Here is a 242-nt window from a genome sequence, read left to right as displayed (position 1 = left end):
CGGTGCGCTGCCGCCTACAGTTCCTTCAAGGTCGATGTCGGTTAGCAGCTCAGACTCGGCGTCGTTATGTAAATTTCGTACCTCGCCCTGTACGTCGCTTAAAATCAGCTCGCCCAGCACATCTTTGGCAATGGCGTTAAACTCAATACGGCCGTCATACAGCGACAGCTTATCGATAGAAAACAGCGTTAAGTCATTTGCCAGGCCAATCCAGGTACGTTCGTCCAACACGGCATCTTCAG

The 242-nt window shown here is 51.7% G+C and carries 1 protein-coding gene; it reads right to left on the bottom strand.

Annotated elements, in window-relative coordinates:
• Positions 1–242, bottom strand: a 242-nt coding sequence (locus R0J87_RS23915) for a hypothetical protein (protein ID WP_498889522.1), incomplete at both ends; no start/stop codon positions are given.

Origin of the sequence: Halomonas sp. SIMBA_159, assembly GCF_046536035.1 — a bacterium.
Classification (GTDB): Bacteria; Pseudomonadota; Gammaproteobacteria; order Pseudomonadales; family Halomonadaceae; genus Vreelandella; species Vreelandella venusta_A.
Note: the sequence above shows the minus strand (reverse complement) of the source record. Positions and strands in the feature narration are given on the sequence as shown.